This window comes from Paenibacillus sp. 276b, assembly GCF_900107875.1.
Taxonomy (GTDB): Bacteria; Bacillota; Bacilli; order Paenibacillales; family Paenibacillaceae; genus Paenibacillus; species Paenibacillus marchantiae.
In genome coordinates, this window is sequence record NZ_FNRR01000010.1 from 135,080 (window position 1) to 151,081 (window position 16,002).

At 45.3% G+C, this 16,002-nt stretch carries 19 protein-coding genes and 1 other RNA gene; 4 read left to right on the plus strand and 16 right to left on the minus strand.

All coding sequences use genetic code 11. From position 1 onward, the window contains the following. Positions 1–3: 3 nt before the first annotated feature. The 11 genes from BLV50_RS29880 to BLV50_RS29925 all read right to left on the minus strand — a co-directional run bounded on the left by BLV50_RS29880 (position 4) and on the right by BLV50_RS29925 (position 6,238). Positions 4–711 (minus strand): MBL fold metallo-hydrolase, encoded by a 708-nt coding sequence (locus BLV50_RS29880; RefSeq protein WP_090811631.1) that lies wholly within the window; start codon positions 709–711, stop codon positions 4–6. Continuing rightward, a complete protein-coding gene (locus BLV50_RS29885) occupies positions 711–1,748 on the minus strand; it encodes a recombinase family protein (RefSeq protein ID WP_218135453.1) in 1,038 nt (345 codons plus the stop codon). The genes BLV50_RS29880 and BLV50_RS29885 overlap by 1 nt, the downstream gene beginning before the upstream one ends. Next, entirely contained in the window at positions 1,749–3,827 is a 2,079-nt protein-coding gene (locus BLV50_RS29890) for an AAA family ATPase (RefSeq protein ID WP_090811633.1), read from the minus strand. It abuts the gene before it with no gap. Then, positions 3,824–4,024 (minus strand): hypothetical protein, encoded by a 201-nt coding sequence (locus BLV50_RS29895; RefSeq protein WP_090811635.1) that lies wholly within the window; start codon positions 4,022–4,024, stop codon positions 3,824–3,826. The genes BLV50_RS29890 and BLV50_RS29895 overlap by 4 nt, the downstream gene beginning before the upstream one ends. 94 nt (positions 4,025–4,118) lie before the next feature. Next, positions 4,119–4,367 carry a hypothetical protein gene (locus tag BLV50_RS29900; protein ID WP_090811641.1) on the minus strand — a complete coding sequence of 83 codons (249 nt, stop codon included), beginning with the start codon at positions 4,365–4,367 and terminating at the stop codon, positions 4,119–4,121. A 131-nt stretch (positions 4,368–4,498) separates the two neighbouring features. Further along, positions 4,499–4,735, minus strand: a complete 237-nt coding sequence (locus tag BLV50_RS29905) for a hypothetical protein (RefSeq protein WP_090811643.1) — start codon at positions 4,733–4,735, stop codon at positions 4,499–4,501. Then, on the minus strand, positions 4,732–4,977 hold the full coding sequence (locus tag BLV50_RS29910; protein ID WP_090811645.1) for a hypothetical protein: 246 nt from the start codon (positions 4,975–4,977) through the stop codon (positions 4,732–4,734). The genes BLV50_RS29905 and BLV50_RS29910 overlap by 4 nt, the downstream gene beginning before the upstream one ends. Before the next feature lie 9 nt (positions 4,978–4,986). Continuing rightward, positions 4,987–5,502: a transcriptional regulator gene (locus BLV50_RS29915; RefSeq protein WP_090811647.1), complete on the minus strand. Its 516-nt coding sequence runs from the start codon at positions 5,500–5,502 to the stop codon at positions 4,987–4,989. A 92-nt stretch (positions 5,503–5,594) separates the two neighbouring features. Then, positions 5,595–5,762 carry a hypothetical protein gene (locus BLV50_RS29920; RefSeq protein ID WP_218135454.1) on the minus strand — a complete coding sequence of 56 codons (168 nt, stop codon included), beginning with the start codon at positions 5,760–5,762 and terminating at the stop codon, positions 5,595–5,597. Positions 5,763–5,846: 84 nt separating this feature from the next. Next, entirely contained in the window at positions 5,847–5,987 is a 141-nt protein-coding gene (locus tag BLV50_RS33245; protein ID WP_218135455.1) for a hypothetical protein, read from the minus strand. Then, the gene (locus tag BLV50_RS29925; protein WP_090811651.1) at positions 5,987–6,238 is read right to left on the minus strand and encodes a helix-turn-helix domain-containing protein; all 252 of its coding nucleotides are present in this window, start codon (positions 6,236–6,238) and stop codon (positions 5,987–5,989) included. The genes BLV50_RS33245 and BLV50_RS29925 overlap by 1 nt, the downstream gene beginning before the upstream one ends. 155 nt (positions 6,239–6,393) lie before the next feature. Here BLV50_RS29925 and BLV50_RS29930 point away from each other — a divergent pair, with 155 nt between their 5' ends. Both BLV50_RS29930 and BLV50_RS29935 read left to right on the plus strand, forming a co-directional pair. Further along, complete coding sequence (locus tag BLV50_RS29930) at positions 6,394–7,335, plus strand: helix-turn-helix domain-containing protein (protein WP_090811653.1); 942 nt, start codon at positions 6,394–6,396, stop codon at positions 7,333–7,335. Positions 7,336–7,557: 222 nt separating this feature from the next. Beyond that, entirely contained in the window at positions 7,558–7,782 is a 225-nt protein-coding gene (locus BLV50_RS29935) for a helix-turn-helix domain-containing protein (protein WP_090811656.1), read from the plus strand. 223 nt (positions 7,783–8,005) lie between these two features. Here BLV50_RS29935 and BLV50_RS29940 read toward each other — a convergent pair whose 3' ends face one another. Then, entirely contained in the window at positions 8,006–8,422 is a 417-nt protein-coding gene (locus BLV50_RS29940; protein WP_090811658.1) for a LytTR family transcriptional regulator DNA-binding domain-containing protein, read from the minus strand. A gap of 103 nt (positions 8,423–8,525) precedes the next feature. Here BLV50_RS29940 and BLV50_RS29945 point away from each other — a divergent pair, with 103 nt between their 5' ends. Beyond that, entirely contained in the window at positions 8,526–9,251 is a 726-nt protein-coding gene (locus BLV50_RS29945; RefSeq protein ID WP_090811660.1) for a hypothetical protein, read from the plus strand. Positions 9,252–9,332: 81 nt separating this feature from the next. Next, a complete protein-coding gene (locus tag BLV50_RS29950; protein ID WP_090811662.1) occupies positions 9,333–10,778 on the plus strand; it encodes a recombinase family protein in 1,446 nt (481 codons plus the stop codon). Positions 10,779–10,844: 66 nt separating this feature from the next. On the opposite strand, the gene ssrA is transcribed toward BLV50_RS29950, so the two are convergent. The 4 genes from ssrA to secG all read right to left on the minus strand — a co-directional run bounded on the left by ssrA (position 10,845) and on the right by secG (position 15,960). Then, positions 10,845–11,207: a transfer-messenger RNA gene (gene ssrA, locus BLV50_RS29955) on the minus strand. Between the two features lie 627 nt (positions 11,208–11,834). Then, a complete protein-coding gene (gene smpB / locus BLV50_RS29960) occupies positions 11,835–12,317 on the minus strand; it encodes an SsrA-binding protein SmpB (RefSeq protein WP_024629496.1) in 483 nt (160 codons plus the stop codon). A 180-nt stretch (positions 12,318–12,497) separates the two neighbouring features. Further along, the gene (gene rnr, locus BLV50_RS29965) at positions 12,498–15,275 is read right to left on the minus strand and encodes a ribonuclease R (protein WP_090811665.1); all 2,778 of its coding nucleotides are present in this window, start codon (positions 15,273–15,275) and stop codon (positions 12,498–12,500) included. A gap of 451 nt (positions 15,276–15,726) precedes the next feature. Continuing rightward, entirely contained in the window at positions 15,727–15,960 is a 234-nt protein-coding gene (gene secG / locus BLV50_RS29970; protein WP_024629498.1) for a preprotein translocase subunit SecG, read from the minus strand. Between the last annotated feature and the right edge of the window lie 42 nt (positions 15,961–16,002).

Sequence of the window (16,002 nt, forward strand, 5' to 3'; positions counted from 1 at the left end):
CGATCACCTACCCGCTACATATACCAACTTGCCTGTCAGTGCTGCTATCTCTCGTTTGAAAAGCGCTTCGTCGCTGTTGTTGTCTGACAAGTGAAGCAAATGAATCTCTTGCACACGACGCATGTCATTCGCTCTAATGAATTCCTTCACGTTCTCGAGCGAGAAGTGAGAGCGGAGCAAACGATTTTTGAGAACCGCCGGCACACGGCCAGCGGCAATATTTTGATTAAGTATATTGATTGAATAATTGCATTCCACCATGATGTGGGTTAGACCCGTGAACCGATGCTTGATGTAATACGTGTCTGTTGCAAACAGAAGCTTGCCCCCCGCCGTATTAGCCAAGAGGAACCCCAAGGGCTCCGCTGCGTCATGCTGAACATCAAAGGGTAGAATTGACCAGGTACCAATGGTGAACGGCTCAAGTGCCGATACACGCCGCACACGGTGACTGTCGAGACGCAAAGCATCTGCGGTACCGGAACTGGTGTATATGTCCACGCCTGCCTTGATCAGATCCTTGATAGCGATGCTATGGTCGCCATGATCATGACTCACAAGGCATCCGGCCAGCTCCGACACACGGAAGGCAAGACCACGCTGAATGTCCTTATAGCGCAGCCCTGCATCCAGAAGCAGTGGCGTGTGGCCATCCGTGATTCGGTAGGCATTACCCGCGCTACTGGAGCCAAGGGAAGTAATCTCTATCATCAGAATCCCGGTCCGGTTCCACCGGAAGTATCTTCATCACCGAAAGTCATTTCACGTTGTTCATCACCCGAAGGTTGATCATCGTTAGGAACATCGTCCAGGTGTGGCGGGGTAACATCAATTACGTCACGATTCGCATTCGCTCTTATCTCTTCTGAAACCTCAGCATCTGACAAGTCGCTCTCTATCTGTTTCAGGCGCAGATAATCGTCATCGATCTTCTGACTGTCTATGGTGATATCGTTATGAGCAGCGCGATATACGGTTTTCCAAGCCATTTTGTCATGCCAGCCTTCCACCGTTTCCGTACCTACCTTTTTACCTTTCTCCCATTTGTCTTTCTCGCCTCCCCAGAACTCGGCACTAGCTTTTTCTGGTTTTCTCTTCTCAATCTCCTTGAGCGTCATCATGACCAACTTGTTTTTCTCAGGAGTTTTTATGAATGAGTGAAAATAAAATCCCCCAAGAATAGTGCCACGATCAAATGGATTTTTAATTTCAAACTCGTAACTTTCATGCGGGTGATTTGCATCTTTCTTAATAGGTGAAAAGTAATCATTGGAGTAAACCAGTTCAACAGTTACATGGTCCGGAACGTCTAGACCGTATTTCACTGATTTAAGTTCAAGGCCCCGGTACCCTTCGATGAAGCCGATATCGTATTTACCTGTATTGTTGTTTTTAAAAGGAATCAGGCTGATATGGTTCGGCTGCGCTGGATCAAAACCAATACGAGCATAAGCAACTACATCACGTGACAACTTATCCATGTTCACGTTCGCCCAAGTCATAGGAACAGGATCACGATACTGGTCAGATTTTTTCAGGCGCTTTTCTTCTGCAGTCTTCAAGACTCCATCCAAAGCAATGAAGTAATTCTGAGCAAGACGCTTCTGGAAGTTGGTAAGTGCAACTTCGCCAACGCTTGAACCAAACTCGGAAATGACTTTCGTCATGAACCGTTCTGATTGTGTAGGTTCCGTTTTAGCAATGGCTTGTTCCCCTGCTTGGGGAGCTTGTTGTTTTTCTGTACTCAATTAAATCGCCTCCTGGATGTCGTTATGCTCCAAACGGAGCTTCTTGTTTCTATCTCTCCAAGCAGCTTCAGCATCTTCATAACTGCCATGTAGCTTAGCCAGCTCTTTTTGTGTCTCTTTTGGCAAACTACGGAACGTTGGTGGAACAACCAAACGAATCATTTGGGCATCCGTTTCAATCAGTTGCGTTACTGCCTCAGCGTTATCCACGAAGATCGGGGCCGTGAAACCGTAATGCTGTCCAAGCGTGTTGATGATGTCCAAGCCGACATTGATCCGTGCAGCGTTATTCAAACCGCCCTCATACGGAACGCCGTTATAAAGCGTCTTGCAAACGTCCTTCAGGCCGCCGTTGATCTGTTCTTCAAAGAGTCTGAACCGGGCATATTTGAATTTGCTGTTGATCTTGGATTCAAGGATGCTGACTTTCGTCCGGGTAAATTCTTCCGTAAGGAACAGCTCGTGTTCCAGCTTTTCAAACTCCGCTGCAAGCTTACGTTCTTGTTCAGCCAGTTCAGCAATTCGTTGTTCTGTAGCCGCTACTGTCGCCAGCTTCGCTTTGTCCGCTTCCAAGTCGTCCACCTGACCGCGAAGGATTCGGATTTCAGCTTGTGCTTTGCCCATAGCATCAGCAGCAGAAGAACGCAGCTGCTCAATTTCAGCACGAACTTTTTCAGCTTCCCGCTCTATGGATTGATATTTGGTATTGTCAGCCGGATCAGCAATGTTGATTTGCAAGCTTTGCAGGGTTGCTTCAGCTGCCGTGATTTCTGCGGCCTTCGATGCAATTTCCTCCTGCAGATTGGTCAACACGCCTTCAAGTGTTTTCAATGTCTTTTCCAGTTCATTTTTCTCTGCTGCAGCCAGTTTGCCATCAGCACTAATTGCTTCAAGGCGTTTGGACTTGTCCAGATTAAATGCTTCCAGTGCTTTGTCCTTTGCCGACTGTACTTGATCATCCGGAAGTGCTTGTCCGCATGTAGGGCAGTTTGCATCATGTTCGTGTTCATGCACCGGATACTGGAGACTGTCAAGTGACGTCCATTCTGCCCGCAGCCTTGTAATCTGGCTATCAGCACGAGTGATCTGTCCTTTATAGCGCTCTGCCTCGCGTTGTCCCGCGTTCAACCGGGATTGTAGCTCACTAGATTCGCCTTTTAGTTGCATGACCCATCCACGTTGGCCAGCAACTGCCTGCAAGCCATCTGCCTGAATCACTTGCTTAATTTCAGTCAACTCCGCGTTGATCTCACGCAAGCGGATCTCCTTGGCCGACAACTCCCCACCGGATTGAATCCGTTGAAGTTCGGCTGTCTTGGTATCCACTCTGCCGCGCATCGTTTCGATGTCCTCCTGAAGCAGTTCAGCGTCCAGATCGGATACATCAGGCATGCTCCGGCGAGCTTCATCGATGCGAACCGGGATCTTCTCCAGTTCCTTATTGATCTCTGATCGACGAGCTGCGATTACCTTGCGGTGATCCTCTAGGCTTCGACCTCCCAGGATGTCTGCCAGCGGTGCCAATTGCTTGTTGCCTGCAATGATTTCGGCATCTGTCATTCCGCCACACACATCCAGGAGCACTTTACGGCGGGCATCCGGTTTAAGAATCTCGTTAAAGTAAGAAGGACTTGTCAGCAGTTTGAAAATGTCCTCACTGATCAGCCCATCGACTTCGGCTTTGTACTGCCCTTGCTTAACTGGTACGCCATCGATGTAATAATCTGTCGAGTGTCCGTTAAACTCCCCCGTTGCTTGCCCACGCTTACGCGTCCATTTCTCGGCGAACACTTTTTTGAAGGAACGACGGCGACGATCAACCATCAGGACTGCTTCAACCTCATGTTGTAGGCCGTGTTCAGCAACTTTCCCGGCTTCATCCAGACCTTTGATTTCAAAGTCCGTCCGATTTTGGCTGTCTTTACCGAACAGCGTCCATACAAACCCATCAAACAACGTTGTCTTACCAGTGGCGTTGTCGCCGTAAGCAGAAACACTGCGACCGTCGGCTTCCAATACAAAATCCCGTAACCCTTTAAAATTGCGAAGAGTCAGGGAAGTCAAAGTAATTTGTCTCATGCGCTCTTCTCCTTTGATTTGAAGTGCTGGCTGATTGCATCCGCTACAGCCGCAAGTTGATCGTCATCGGCCATCAGTTCAACAGAACCGAATGAGCCCTTAACGGTAAGAATTGCAGGCGTGTAATGCATCGCTGGTTTAACAGCAGCATCAATGGATTGAGCGGTTAAATTGACAGTAAAAGCAGTGGTTGGCATAATGTCCTCCTTGTTTGACACGGTCACCCATGGTAAGATGGCCGTGTATCCATATTTAGTTTTGAAAGATCAGGATGACCGCCTTAGCCCGCGGTCATTTTTTGTTTTCTGGAACAGGTCCGTCTTCTGCGATTGTCTTCCAATCGACGATAACTGGAGCATTCTCAACGCTTGTGATCAGTTGGCCGTTCTCGTCCAGAACATAAAACTCAGAATGAACGCGATCGGGAAATTCTTCTCCCACTTGCTTGATTTCAATGACCTCGCGGCCTTCAATTTCGGTACCAACTTCAAAAACACGAGTGGGATTGCTGACTACTGTCAGCCGATGAATGATTTGCACGGGTTATCCTCCCTTCTTATGTATTGATGCGTCAGCCGCATCTCACCGCCAACGGAACGGGAGTTGGTTATGAAACCCGTCCCGCAAGCAGTGAGACAAGGCCGACAATGGCCTGTCCATAACTTGTATCGTTAAATCTTCTCAATCTCCGCCACAGCCTGCGCCATGTATTCTGGCGGCAACTTACGCAAGGTTTCAGCAGCGTTGTGCCAGCGATTGAAAATATCGTCCCTCGCCTGCCAAAGTGCTTCAAACTCTGGTTCCAATGGTGAGCCTTCATAAGATGAAACAGCAGCTGTGTTCTCTCTGAAGGCTTTAGCGGATTCAACGTAATTAACAATGATTTGGATGTACAATATATCTTTCATACCGATTCCCCCTTGCGCTTTGACTCGGGAGACGATAAAATGAGCAGCAGAAGAGACTTTAACCATGTTCTCTTACCGAGTGTCCGCCGTGCCAGGCGGGCATTTTCTATTTCCCCACAAGTTAATTCATGAATTTCTTTATCCAAAAACCAATTCCATTGCCCATCCTCTGCTTGAGTCACTGACAATCGTTCCTTCATAGATGTGAGTTCATCAATGCGTTGCTGTACGATGTTTTCCATTACTGTTCCTCATTTCATGTATTTTTTGGCCTTCAGGTCGGCCCTGTGCTCTTTCCAAGTCGCAAGCCAACTGAAGGAATATTCCTTGCACAATATCGCTGCGAAGTGCGTCAATGCAGTTATGGCTTCAACCGTCTCCATCAACAACCGCTTCATTACTTGACGTTCGGATTCAGTAAGCTGATCGGCTGTTTTGCTGATTGGTGCTTCTGAACTCAACGCTAGGACTTCCTTCATTTCCTCGACCGTTTTAAACAAAACTGATGCCCTATGTAGATCCACATTGTCCAGCCAGGGAGCAAATGCACCGCCTGTGACTTCCCCAGCTGCAGCAATGTATAACTGGCCATCATCGTAATGTTCAGCCGCATTCCGCATAAGCTCTTTCGATGGATTGCGTGTGCCTTTAAGCACTTTACCTATCTGAGATCCATCCATGTGCACTGCTTGCCCAGCCTTTGCCAGAGTGTCACCAGTACGTTTCATAACTTCATCTAACGCTTGCGGAAAATGTCCAATTGCCATAATTTATTTGGTCTCCTTTGTCCGTTTTAGTCTGATGAACTTGGACAGAGGACTGATGTAATATTGTGTTGTAAGGTCTTCCCCTGATCCCTTCATCGTCCGCCGGCTGCCGGTACAGCTCCGGCGGATTTTCTTATTCTCTTGAGCTCAGCCTCGCAGTCACATTTCAATGACTGAAGCTCTCGCTTAGGAATAAGATGTGGATTTTTGCACTGGCGTTCGAGTGACAACGTGTAATCGATGGCTTGATCCATTGTCATCTTGCCGGTGTTGACCCTTGTCACTACTCCAGCGATGAAACATGCTCTGGATGTTGACTTGATCCAATGGAACCTCATCGTCGCTCACCTCTTAACTGTTTTCTTCGAGTTGAGTTTTTCTTTATTAGCCTTAATTTCGCGGCAAGCTCTTTCGAGTAGTTCGCGATCAAATACACCAGTATCAATAACGACCTTGTTTGTGATAGGCTGCGTTTTGGTTTTCATCAGATAATTCCTTTCTGATTAGCCACTGCAGCTGTCTCATGATCTAAATATCCAGCGGTTCTCATCATTTCCTCATATGTTCTGTTTAGAGGAGTCGCTAACTTCTTCAAAGTTGCTGGGGTAGGAAATTGGTCTCCATTTTCAATCCTTGCAATTGTCGCATTGCTGACACCGGAAGCAACAGATAGTGAGCGTTGACTATCGTAGCCAGCCTTTTCACGAAGGGATCGTAATCGTTCGCCAAAATTCATTTATTAGCACCTCTCTTCTGTTTCGTACTCTACACAAATTATAATAACACGCGTCGTGTACTACACGCAACACTAAATTTGTATTGCTATACACACTAATTTTGTTTCGCATACGCCACACTTTGATAAAATAGAAGTAAGGGGGAGTTGATCGAATGGATTTACAAGAATTCGGATTATATTTTGCTGAGTTAAGAGAAAAAAGTGGGTTTAGTAGCCAAAGGCAACTAGCTCAAAAAAGTGGAATAAGTAATGGAACTATAGCAAGGATTGAATCTGGGGTTCAGAAAGCGACACCTGAAACTTTAATAAGCCTTGCTAGACATTTGGAGGGGAATCCTTACTTAGACTTTCTCTCTAAGCTTGGATATGTAACAGTATCCGATATATCAAGTCATAATGAATTACTTAAAATAGAAAAGTACAAAAGTTTATTTTCATCTTTGTATATAGCTTATCAGTTCTTAAAGAGTGAAGGGGTAGCAAAGGATTTCATAGATGAAATGAACTCTGCAGTTTCAAAAGAAGCAAAGAAACATAATATTGAGTTTGATATAGCAGCGTTTGAAAAAGATCCAGAAAAAACTATTACCGAAATTTTAAGACAAACTAAAATGGAGTATTTAGATTTAATTAATGTCACTTCAATTAATGAGATACGAGGATATAAGGACATAGATAAAATAATCTCTGAAAATGTAGATTTCGATAAAAGGTTAGATCTGTTGAAGGAAGAGAGACAGAAGCTTAATGAAGAAATCGAAAAAGATTTTCTCGATAATTATAGGAAAGTTTTTTATGATAGCAGTTTCTCTACTGAAGAGAATGGTTTGGTGAATGACTTAATTAGAAAAGCCGTAATCTCTAAAAGAACAGGTAAACCTCTCTCAACAATAGGACTTGGTTTATATGAAAAGAACAGAGAAAAAAAACTCGAACCTGCAAATGAAGGTGCTGAGTTTTTTGATGGTGATATCGCAAAAAAAATCGAGTTTTTTGAGCACTTGGAAAATGATTTGAAATTAGACCTCACTGACCCTGAGGTTCAAAAAAAACTCAAGAGAGCCGCCAAAATTATCTTCTCCGAGGAAGACTGACTCAAGATCAGACGCTAATTGCTTCATTTCTAGCTCATCTATATGTAGATCTCTCAATTCACAAATTATCTTTTCTAATTTAGTATTTACCATGCTGTCACTTCCGTTCCTATTTCTTGGCTGAATGAGAACACTTGTGCTCATTCAATTATACATGTGCTCATTAAATTGGTAAACCACAACAACCGTTTTTTTGATAATTTTAAATTAAGGAGCAGCGCGATGCGGTATGAACCGGATCGTTGCCAACTCAAGCTTCTATACAAACAGACAGGCATATCCCAACGGATGGTTCACATAATTACTGGTATCCCTGAAAGCCAGTTAAGTGATTACGCGAACAATCGAACAGTAATGGGATACGGCACTGCTGTTACTATCGCCAAAGCATTGAAACTTGATAATAATGAAGAAATCTATACTTGGCGAATTATAGAAGAATCTTGAATTGGCATCAGGAGGTCACCCTCCCGATCCCGTTCAAAACTTCAAGAAATCTTGAAGTAGTAGTGAACCCTATCTGCTAACCTTTGAAATAGATCACTCCTAGCCTGTAGCATCTTGCGTAACGATTTCATAGTTAAACCTTACCATTATCCGACATTATTGTTTGTCGAATTTTGGGGTAAAAAATAGGGGCTTAAACCCGGTTTAAGGGGTATTGACAACCCTACAATTTTGACCTTACACGTACAAAAGTACCATCATCGAAGTAAATATTGCTCCCGCTGTCAGTTGTTTCAGTCTTAGCGATCCTATTTTCGTTAATAATTGTCGAACTGTCGTAAGGCTTAAAACCATAATTTGCGTATGCCTTTGAAACATCCTTGAGAGTCCGCAGACTTAGGTATGACCCGCCTTCTGTATGATACGCAGGGCATTTTTCTTTACTTTTTGTTGGCTGCCATAGGTCGATGTAGTTCACATCACCAAGAGATAATTCGACAAAATCCGATTCCATGCCTGTACGATCGTGAATTTTCACGCCTATTATAATCATGATGTCTACTCCTGAGGTTTTAGATTCATAATATGTCAGTTGTACATGATTGAGCATCGCACAAATATTTCCTGTTCTAATTACCATCACTTCATTCTTTTTCTGTATGAATGGTGTTTATATATACATACATCAATGTACGAGTAAATTCCCCAGCCGATGGGACAAAGAAAAGAGAAGGTATAAGAAGATGAAAAAATTAGCTTTATTCACAATGGTTTTTGCACTTGTAGCAGTACTATCAGCTTGCGGAGACACTAAAGATAGCGCATCTCAAGCTAGTCAAACAGACGCGAAGCAACAAGAAGTTGAAGCTGAAAACCAAAAATTGAAAGAAGAAGCAGAAGCCTTGAAAAAGGAACTTGCTGAAAAAGAAGCTGCTGAAGAAAGTAAAGCAGAAGTTGAAACTGTTGCTGCTGAAGCAAATACAGAACCTCAAGAACAACAGAGCGCTGTAACAGCAGAAATGATGAGTGTAGTTGTTCCGAACCTTGTAGAAGGTGGATCTGTAGATCAAAAAACATACGATTACCTTGTAGAGCACGCTGATCTCTTTCCAGCTACATCAGCAGAAACAAAAAAAGCAGCAACAAAAGAGGTAGACAGTAAAATCACATCAAGACATCTATTTAAAAATATCACTCCTTATATTGATAAGATGGTAAAAGTATCGGGTTCTGTCGTCCAAGTACAAGAGGAAGAAACTGATTTTGGTACTGTAGCGTCTATACATATTGTGGACGAAAACGGTAATTCATTAATAGGTTATTACAACAACTCCACAGGTGATATCCTTGATGGGGATGATGTAACTATGCGTGGTGTTCCTACAGCAGTATACTCTTTTGATAATATTAGTGGCGGAACTACCAATTCTATTCTCTTGGCAGTGTCTACAGTCCAAAAAGTTCAATAGTATGAAAACGTCAGATAAGCCCTTCGGGGCTTTTCTTCAACCTCATGATCCGAACATACATTCTTAAAAGGAGCGATTTAGATGAAGGCAGCCTTATACATTCGTGTCAGTACAGATAGGCAGAACGAAGAAGGATTCTCTATGGAAGCCCAGCACGATGTTCTTATGGAGCTGTTGGAGAAGAAAGGTATGGAGCTGTACCGCGTTTATTCAGATCCAGGCATTAGTGGACGCACCATTAAAAAACGACCAGGTATACAACGACTTATTGCCGATATGAAAGCTGGCAAGTTCGATGCCGTTCTAGTTCACAAGCTGGATCGTTTGAGTCGCAACTTGGGTGATCTGTATGAATTCATTGCCTTAATCAACAAGTTGAACAAACGGTTCGTTGTAGCGTCTCTGGGAAGTGAGGAAATTGATACACAATCCCCAATGGGTAAAGCATTCCTTTATTTCAATGGTATCTTTGCCGAAATCTATTCGGATAACCTTCGTGAAGAAACTCTAAAAGGACTTACCAAGAAGATGGAAAACGGTGGGCTGCATATGTCAAAGGCTCCACTTGGATATGATATTGAAGTCATCGATGGGGAACGTAAGCTCATCATCAATGAATATGAGGCGAAATTAATCAAAGAGGTGTGTAGGCTATATCTTGCTGGCAAAGGGGTTGTGTCCATAGCAAAGCATATGAATGGTCATAGTCGTGGTAAGGAAGGAGGAGTATGGGACAGCAAGTACGTGAGGATCGTTCTGCAAAATCATACGTACACTGGACATAATCACTTTAAACCTGTGCTATGGGAAGAAAGCAAACGAATTATTAAACCTGGAGAACATGAAGCAATTATATCTATGGAAGATTTCCTGAAGGTTCGTAAGATGATGGCGAGACGTGGAGAAGGTCACATGGCAAGACATAGTTATGAATATCCATACGGCGGGATTGTTAAATGTGGTTTGTGTGGAGCAACTTACATCGGTAATGCGTCGAAACAGAAGCTGGCAGATGGAACAGAACGTGTGTATAGAAGCTACCGCTGTCGAAATCAATATTCTAATAAAACTTGCGATGCTCCTGGGATTTCGGAACTTCATTTGCAGCAGCTCATCTTTGAGAAACTACAGATCACAAACAAAAAGCTTCAGGACAAAAAAACGAGTGCTCAAGCTAAGAGCGATCAGCGTTTACTACAGAAAGAGATCGAAGTATCTAATCGCCGCCGGAAGAACTGGATGCTTGCTTTAGGTGATGGGAAGCTGTCGCCTGACGATTATGCAAACCTGATCGATGAAGAAGAAGACAGAATGAAGACCATCACTGCTCAATATGAAGAGAAAGAAGATTATTATATCAATGAGCTGTCTACAGAAGAAATTAAAGACATGATGGCCAACTTAAAAGATAACTGGGTTCTGATTGAAGCTGAAACACAGAAGCTGCTAGTGCAATCGATGTTCCGTCAGGTTGTAATAAAAAAAGAATCAGACAAGTGGGGCATCCTTCAGATGCGTACCGTCTGATTCCTTTTTTTCTTGGAGATTTTCTCTAAACGCCTTCAACATAGTACTTACTCATTAAGTACCATCTTGGAGGCGAGGGGAGTCGAACCCCTGTCCGAAGATAACGACACATAAGCTTCTACGGGTGTAGTCACAGTTTTGATGTCACCCGAGTATCGCCCCGTAACCGGCTATACGTTGGGTCAGCCTGATTGTCTTCTTCAGCACACCCCAGGCGGAGATGTGACAGCGTATCCCACTACTTGTTAGCCCCTAATCCTGTCACATGGGCGATGCAGGTTAGAAGCACGCACACAGTTTCTTAGGCTGCGAAAGCGTAGTTTGTTTGTTGTTTGCCGTTTAATAGGCTTTAGCGTTGATGAAGTGGACGCGTCCCCACTACCCGCTACCCATGCTCGAACTATCCCCGTCGAATCCATAAACGCCCCCTCATATTGAAGGGCTCCAGGATTAATCCGTGAATACGGAGCAAAGATGCTGCACATCTTTTTCCTCCAAGGTAAAAAGATGCTTCTTTCAAACTCGGCATTCCTGTCTGCTACAAGAACATCATAACACAGGAACAATCACCGATATAGTACAGATTGCTGGAAGACGTTCCAGCATGCTGAGCAACTGTGCAAGCTTAACCAACACACATATGATGCTCATGCGTCTACATATTATACCGCGTCCCTCAAGGGAAGTAAAGTTGAGTACCGAAGTGCAGACCATTCATGAGCATGAACAGCTTTTCTTAACTATCTTACCCACGATCCTAACAAACTACGCAGCCATTAGCAAACATACTGCAACGATTCTTTCCAGCAACTCTCACAAAGCTACCCGATACATCACTACTAACAATTTCTATTAGACAGGTTACATGGCAAAGTGTTGTATCTCCTATCAGACCTGGCACAAAAATCTGACAGACCACCGTAACTGGGACCTCTAATCAAAACAAAAATCCCAAGCTCTACCCAACTACGGGTAAAACCTGAGATCCTAATTTCTAGCATAACCTGCTTATCACTAACTAACTTACCATGCGTCATTCAACACATAGCAACCCAATCAACGAGCAACTTTCTGCTTCTCGCGCAGTACCCGTTGAATATCACGTTGTGCATCGCGTTTTGCAGCAGACTCCCGTTTATCATACTGCTTCTTACCTTTACCCAGTCCGAGCAAGAGCTTCGCATACCCGTTACGAATATAGATCTTCAGCGGTACAATGCTGTATCCATCCTGCTTCGACAGCCCAAGCAGCTTGTGAATCTGCACTTTATGCATCAGCAGTTTGCGTGTACGTGTTGGATCAATTGGATTATGACGGTTCCCTTGTTCAAAAGGACTAATATGCATATTGTGAATATGAATCTCACCGTTCCGAATCGTGGCAAATGCATCTCCAATATTCGCACGGCCGTTACGAAGAGATTTAATCTCCGTTCCGGTAAGCACCATGCCCGCTTCATACGTATCTTCAATGAAGTAGTCATGGGAAGCCTTTTTATTCTGTGCAAGCACTTTACTCTGTCCATCATTCTTGCCCATGTCCTCACTCCTTCTCCGTAAAATAAGCCGGTACCTATGCTCTACAGCAGCGCACCATACATTTCCTCAGGTACCACATGCCAGACCTTAATTGTAGCAAGGACCGCTGTTAAAATCAAGAAAGAGGCGGTCTGCGCCGCCCCTTCCCATTACACTCATTTCATGCTCAGCGAAACGCGATTACTTTTTCTTCTTCCGTACAAAAGCCGCCGTTCCGTTGGCTGGTGCGCCTTTACTCTTCTTGCGCTTACGGCGTGGTGCTCCGCCTTCCTGAACACCGCCCGGTGTAGCTCCTTCTCCGATAAACACACCGCTAGGTGAGGTGTTTTTGCGTCCACTACCGCCTTTGCCACCTTTACCTCCGCCTTTACCGGATTTGAAGCTTCCTTCACCACGACTGCTGCCGCTGTTCAGAGCATTCCCTTGTCCACTAGCTGAAGTGCCTTCCTGGCCACCTGCGGTAGAGCTATAACCACCTTTGCCCGAACCAAAACCAAAGCTTACCGCCCCCTTGCTCCGGCCTGCTGATCCGCCGGCATCTCCAGCACGACGCTCACCTCTCGGTTTGCCGCCACCTTTGCCACCCGAGCTTCCTACTGTGTTCGAAGCTCCGCTACGACCGCCACGTCCGCCTTTGCTGCTTTCATCGGCTGATCTGCCGCCACGGCTGCCTCCAGCACCGATTGGCGCGCCTTTACCACCACGCGAGCCACTGAATCCACCAGAACCACTCTTCGCGCCGCCGCGTGCTCCGCCACCAGCAGGACGTCCACCTTTACCGCCACGTCCACCGCTGAAGCCACCTGGACGTTCGCCGCGAGGTTTCATGTCAACCATTTCAAAGTCAATCGTGTACTCTTCCATGCTCACACGCGCTACACGAATCTTCACCTCATCACCGATGCGGAAGACCTTGGAGGTGCGTTCGCCAATCAGAGCCATATGTTGGTCGTCAAAATGGTAATAGTCGTCTGTGAGCGCACTCAGGCGAATCAGACCCTCTACCGTATTTTCCAGTTCAATGAACATACCGAAGCTGGTTACACTGCTGATCATGCCTTCGAACTCTTCGCCGACTTTATCGAGCATGTACTCTGCTTTCTTCATTTTCTCTGTATCGCGCTCAGCTTCAACCGCCACACGCTCACGTTCCGAAGACTGTTGAGCAATATCTGCCATACGTCCCGCCAAATACTCCTGACGGTTCTCAGGCAAAGCCCCATTGTTCTCAATCACTTCCCGAATAACACGGTGAATGACGAGGTCGGGATAACGACGGATCGGTGATGTGAAGTGACTGTAGAACTCTGCTGCCAGACCAAAGTGACCGGACATCTCGGAATCATACTTGGCCTGTTTCATGGAACGCAGCATCATTGTACTGATAACCGTTTGTTCCTTCGTTCCATTAATATCCTCAAGCAGGGATTGAAGAGCCCGTGGATGAATCGCGTTGCCACGTCCTTTGACGTGGTGTCCGAAATTCGCCGCAAAGGCGAGAAAATTTTGCAGTTTTTCCTGATCTGGATCTTCATGCACACGATAAATGAACGGAACCTTCAACCAGTGGAAATGCTCTGCTACCGTTTCATTGGCTGCCAGCATGAATTCCTCAATGATTTGCTCCGCAATCGAACGCTCCCGTTTCACGATATCGACTGGTTTGCATTCTTCATCCACGATGATTTTGGATTCTTCAAAATCAAAGTCAACCGCACCGCGGCGCATACGCATCGCACGAAGCTTCAAAGCAATCTCTTTCATCAAGTGGAAATCATCCACTAGGTCCTTGTAACGCTCCAACAATTCAGGCTCTTCACCTTCAAGAATTTTACGAACGTTGGAATACGTCATCCGCTCTTTGGTCTTGATAACACTTGTGAAAATGTCGTGTTTCACAACCTTCATCTGGTCGTTGAACTCCATCTCACAAGACAGGGTCAAGCGGTCTACCTGCGGGTTCAAACTACAGATCCCGTTGGACAACCGTTGCGGAAGCATCGGAATAACACGGTCCACCAGATACACGCTGCATCCCCGATTGTACGCTTCCTGGTCCAGCTTGGAGTTCTCCTGCACATAATAGCCTACATCGGCAATATGAACGCCCAGACGATAGTTACCGTTAGGTAGTTTCTCCACATTGACAGCGTCATCGAGATCCTTCGCGTCTTCGCCATCAATCGTAACGATATTCAACCCACGCAGATCGCGGCGACCTTGCTGGATAATTTCTTCTTCCGTAATGGCATCCGGTGCTTTTTCGGATTCTTCCACCACTTCATCCGGGAAAGCTTCAGGCAGCTGATGTTTACGGATCACTGACAAAATATCAATGCCCGGTTCATCCTTATGACCGAGAATCTCGATCACTTCACCTTCTGCTGCTGCCCGGCCCTCTGGATAGCTGACGATTTTCGCAACAACTTTTTGCCCATCAACAGCTCCATTAAAGTTCGTCCGTGGGATGAAGATATCCCGGTTAATCCGCTTATCGTCCGGAATGACGAAGCCATAAACCTCGTGGCTTTGGAATACACCGACCACTTGCGTGACCGCACGGGTAACAATACGGACAATCTCGCCCTCCAAACGCCCACCGGAAGGACCTTGAGAAGTCACTTTAACAAATACCGTATCTCCGTTCATCGCGCTTTTCATATCATTGGCATGGATGTACACATCCGGGTGTTCCCGATCCTCAGGGATGAGGAAAGCAAACCCCTTCGCATGAGCCTGCAAACGTCCGCGCACCAAATCCATACGTTCTGGCATGCCGTAGCGGTTATTGCGAGTCAGCAAGACTTTGCCGGATTCCTCCAACGTATTAAGCATAATTAAAAAGGCTTTGAAATCAGCCGCGTCTTCAATCTCGAAGTGCTGTTCCAGTTCCTGATAAGTCATCGGTTTATAAGCGGTATCCCGCATAAAGTCGAGCAATTGTTGTTCTGTTATCATTAATATTCACCTCGGGAAACATAAAAGTGTAATCTTGTCTCATCTCTCTATGTATCAGAAACCTTACAAATAGAAAAACCAATTAACTCAGGCCTCACTATCTCATACCCTAGTATACACGAATTCAATCCGGCGCATCCGTACCCTGCAAAATAAACCAAGCATGCATGGCCCCTTGCATAACCGCGCTTTCATGCATCATAACAGCATTTATGCTACATGTGTTTTGCTCTCGAAAAGACAGAAAAGAATCGGCCCAGAACAGGGCGAATATGTAGGAAGGTTACCGAACGGAAGTGAGAAGAAATCGAAGATCAGAATCATGTAGTTCATTGGAAAAGACTGGTCATGAATGAATTTATTAAAAAACCTCCGTTTCTTCTCGAAACGAAGGTTAATCATTCAAGCGTTCCTGCTCGAAACTATCGCGTTACATAAGGCACTCCAACTCTTACTTGGAGACAACCGTAACGATGATAGACAAAATGAAGAATCCTGCACCCAGTACAACTGTTGCACGTTGCAGGAAAAGATCCAGTCCGCGCGCTTTCGTTTTACCGAAAAGATGTTCCGCACCACCGGAGATGGCACCCGCCAAACCAGCGCTTTTCCCGTGCTGCAGCAATACTACAGTGATTAGACCGATCGAAAACACCACGAGCAGCAATTTCAAAGCAATATCCATTCTTTCCACCTCCTACCCATGTGGGCATAACATCTCACCATA

Coding starts and splice junctions, on each gene's coding strand:
- BLV50_RS29905 (WP_090811643.1), bottom strand. CDS start 4,735: ATGAAAGATATATTGTACATCCAAATCATTGTTAATTACGTTGAATCC.
- BLV50_RS29895 (WP_090811635.1), bottom strand. CDS start 4,024: ATGCCAACCACTGCTTTTACTGTCAATTTAACCGCTCAATCCATTGAT.
- BLV50_RS29940 (WP_090811658.1), bottom strand. CDS start 8,422: ATGGTAATTAGAACAGGAAATATTTGTGCGATGCTCAATCATGTACAA.
- secG (WP_024629498.1), bottom strand. CDS start 15,960: ATGGATATTGCTTTGAAATTGCTGCTCGTGGTGTTTTCGATCGGTCTA.
- rnr (WP_090811665.1), bottom strand. CDS start 15,275: ATGATAACAGAACAACAATTGCTCGACTTTATGCGGGATACCGCTTAT.
- smpB (WP_024629496.1), bottom strand. CDS start 12,317: ATGGGCAAGAATGATGGACAGAGTAAAGTGCTTGCACAGAATAAAAAG.
- BLV50_RS29910 (WP_090811645.1), bottom strand. CDS start 4,977: ATGGAAAACATCGTACAGCAACGCATTGATGAACTCACATCTATGAAG.
- BLV50_RS29920 (WP_218135454.1), bottom strand. CDS start 5,762: ATGACAATGGATCAAGCCATCGATTACACGTTGTCACTCGAACGCCAG.
- BLV50_RS29935 (WP_090811656.1), top strand. CDS start 7,558: ATGCGGTATGAACCGGATCGTTGCCAACTCAAGCTTCTATACAAACAG.
- BLV50_RS29930 (WP_090811653.1), top strand. CDS start 6,394: ATGGATTTACAAGAATTCGGATTATATTTTGCTGAGTTAAGAGAAAAA.
- BLV50_RS29950 (WP_090811662.1), top strand. CDS start 9,333: ATGAAGGCAGCCTTATACATTCGTGTCAGTACAGATAGGCAGAACGAA.
- BLV50_RS33245 (WP_218135455.1), bottom strand. CDS start 5,987: ATGAAAACCAAAACGCAGCCTATCACAAACAAGGTCGTTATTGATACT.
- BLV50_RS29925 (WP_090811651.1), bottom strand. CDS start 6,238: ATGAATTTTGGCGAACGATTACGATCCCTTCGTGAAAAGGCTGGCTAC.
- BLV50_RS29915 (WP_090811647.1), bottom strand. CDS start 5,502: ATGGCAATTGGACATTTTCCGCAAGCGTTAGATGAAGTTATGAAACGT.
- BLV50_RS29890 (WP_090811633.1), bottom strand. CDS start 3,827: ATGAGACAAATTACTTTGACTTCCCTGACTCTTCGCAATTTTAAAGGG.
- BLV50_RS29880 (WP_090811631.1), bottom strand. CDS start 711: ATGATAGAGATTACTTCCCTTGGCTCCAGTAGCGCGGGTAATGCCTAC.
- BLV50_RS29945 (WP_090811660.1), top strand. CDS start 8,526: ATGAAAAAATTAGCTTTATTCACAATGGTTTTTGCACTTGTAGCAGTA.